At 36.7% G+C, this 2,169-nt stretch carries 3 protein-coding genes and 1 pseudogene; 2 read left to right on the top strand and 2 right to left on the bottom strand.

The window, feature by feature from the left end:
• A partial coding sequence (locus tag MRT15_RS11155; protein ID WP_304330280.1) for a DUF3782 domain-containing protein occupies positions 1–801 on the top strand: 801 nt, incomplete at its 5' end.
• Positions 802–1,187: 386 nt separating this feature from the next.
• On the opposite strand, the pseudogene MRT15_RS12670 reads toward MRT15_RS11155, so the two are convergent.
• Positions 1,188–1,301: pseudogene (locus MRT15_RS12670) on the bottom strand (PIN domain nuclease); the annotation flags it as partial.
• Positions 1,291–1,461: a DUF4145 domain-containing protein gene (locus MRT15_RS11150; RefSeq protein ID WP_369684978.1), complete on the bottom strand. Its 171-nt coding sequence runs from the start codon at positions 1,459–1,461 to the stop codon at positions 1,291–1,293. The pseudogene MRT15_RS12670 and the gene MRT15_RS11150, both read right to left, overlap by 11 nt.
• A 188-nt stretch (positions 1,462–1,649) precedes the next feature.
• Here MRT15_RS11150 and MRT15_RS11145 point away from each other — a divergent pair, with 188 nt between their 5' ends.
• On the top strand, positions 1,650–1,796 hold the full coding sequence (locus tag MRT15_RS11145) for a hypothetical protein (protein ID WP_304330278.1): 147 nt from the start codon (positions 1,650–1,652) through the stop codon (positions 1,794–1,796).
• The last annotated feature ends 373 nt before the right edge of the window (positions 1,797–2,169 follow it).

Raw genomic sequence — 2,169 nt, 5'->3', positions numbered from 1 at the left:
GAGTTCCGCTACGCAGTAGCTGGCTACCTAGGACTCTCAGAAATACTCAAGAAGATGGACGCACTCATAGAGGAACAGCACAAGCTGTGGGAAAATCAGAACAGATTGTGGGAAAACCAGAACAAATTGTGGGAGGAGGTTAGGAGTTTGAGGGAGGATCAGCATAGGTTATGGGAAAACCAGAACAAACTATGGGAGAACCAGAATAGGCTATGGGAGGAAATTAAGAGCTTAAGAGAGGGACAAAACAAACTATGGGAGAATCAGAACAAACTATGGGAAGAAGTCAGAGCATTGAGAGAAGGACAAAATAAATTATGGGAGGAGGTCAGGAGTTTAAGAGAAGGACAAAACAAGTTGTGGGAGGAAGTTAAGAGTTTGAGGGTGAGTCAGAGTAGGTTGGAGGTTAGTATGGGTTCGTTGGGTAGAAGATTGGGTAAGGATATGGAGAAAATGATACTTAATATTTATAAGGATCAGTTGATGCAAATCGGTGTAAATCCGGATAAGGCTAAAAGGTTCAAGTATATTGATGAGGAGGGGAGGTTTGGTAGGAAGGGTAAGGAGTATGAGTTTGATATAGTTGTTAGTGATGAGCATACGGATGTGTTAGAGGTTAAGGCGCACACGGAGAAAGAGGATGTTGAATGGTTCTATGAGAATGTTGAGAGCATAAAAACACTGTTTGACAAACCTTTAAGGAGAAAGATTATAGTAACTGTTAATATAGATGACGATGCGTTAATTAAAGCAAATGAATTAGGTATTAACGTTATATACGGAAATGTTATAAAAGAATAGGATAAGAATTTAATTTCACTATTCTGTTAGAAAAAAGATTTGGAATATTCTCTTTATTTGTGGGATTTTGTCGAAATCTTCATAGTTTGAGTATATGAAGGTATGTCTTGACGCCTAGCGTTTATGACTTCTACCATCTTAATTCAGAATTGTTGAAGAAGATGTTTACAAAATAAGTATATGGCTTGATCAGCTCAGATGAGGGAATTTCTAAGCGTCCCTCTAGGAGCTATTTTGTCAATATAAATTGGAATATACGGGAATTCTTATAAACGTTTTTTAAAAAGAAGTTATCACTTCTCTAAAGAATGATAGCTAATTTTTTCACAATTAAGCGTCAAAGCAGAAAAACTTCATCTTGCATAATGAAGTAAACTTAAAAAACGTACCTCATAGAAAGTTAGAGTAAGTATATGAATTTTCCTAACGTCTATTTTATCAACGTAATCCAAGAGCGAATATAAAGCTGAAGCATCAAATAGAAATTCCTTATCTTTCATCTCGACTCTCTCTAACAGCCCTTACCCAGTCTTCCTCACTTACATCTCTCATCAATTCCTTAATTTTCATAGCTATCTTCTTAAGTTCTTCCTTCTCTTTATCCCTTATCGCACCCTCTAAAGCTTCTTCCACAACCTCTCTGATATTAATTCCTATCATCTGCCTTAAATATGATTTTGTAACTGGTTTTTGATTGTTGCAAGATTCAATAAAAAATGCTATTATTCTGTTCATCCTGAGAAACTTTGAGCATGCCAACTTACTTAAAATAAGATCAAGAACACCTAAAAATCAATCACAACATTCTTATTTAAGAGCGAAAATTAAATATTAAGGGAAAAACAAGTTTGGGCATAGTTAGACAAGATCTGCTGGTTAAGGGCGATAGGAAAGAGATGAGGCTAAATGTGTTATTTGATAGTGGTGCTTCCAGATCACTCATCAAAAGTGATGTTGCCAGAGAAATTTCCACGCCGAGGAAGTTGCTCATTTAAGGGGAGTTCACGGTAGCTGATGGACGAAAAATTATATGCACACACTTCTGCGATTTAATAGTTGAGATCGAAGGGAAAAGGATAGGTATTGAAGCCTTCTTAGTTGATGATCTGCCAGTCCCCCTCATTTTCGGAGCCTTGGATATGGAAGCCTACATGATTAAACTAGACTTAGCCAAAAGAAAACTTGACCTATCAGAATTCACAGGATACATGCTAGCACTTTAATGAGGATAAAATCCTCTTCAAAAGTAAGCAAAAGAACTAATGGGTAGTAGAGGGAGATTATTTATTTTGCCGGGGTTTAAGCCTCCACTCTTATAAATGGGGTTAATGTCGCATACATCACTCATTACTATTGCCTTAGAGAAGA

The sequence above is a fragment of the Candidatus Culexarchaeum yellowstonense genome, from assembly GCF_024707025.1.
Lineage (GTDB): Archaea > Thermoproteota > Methanomethylicia > Culexarchaeales > Culexarchaeaceae > Culexarchaeum.
The sequence above is the reverse complement of the archived record's forward strand: the minus strand, read 5'-3'. Positions and strand labels throughout refer to the sequence as shown.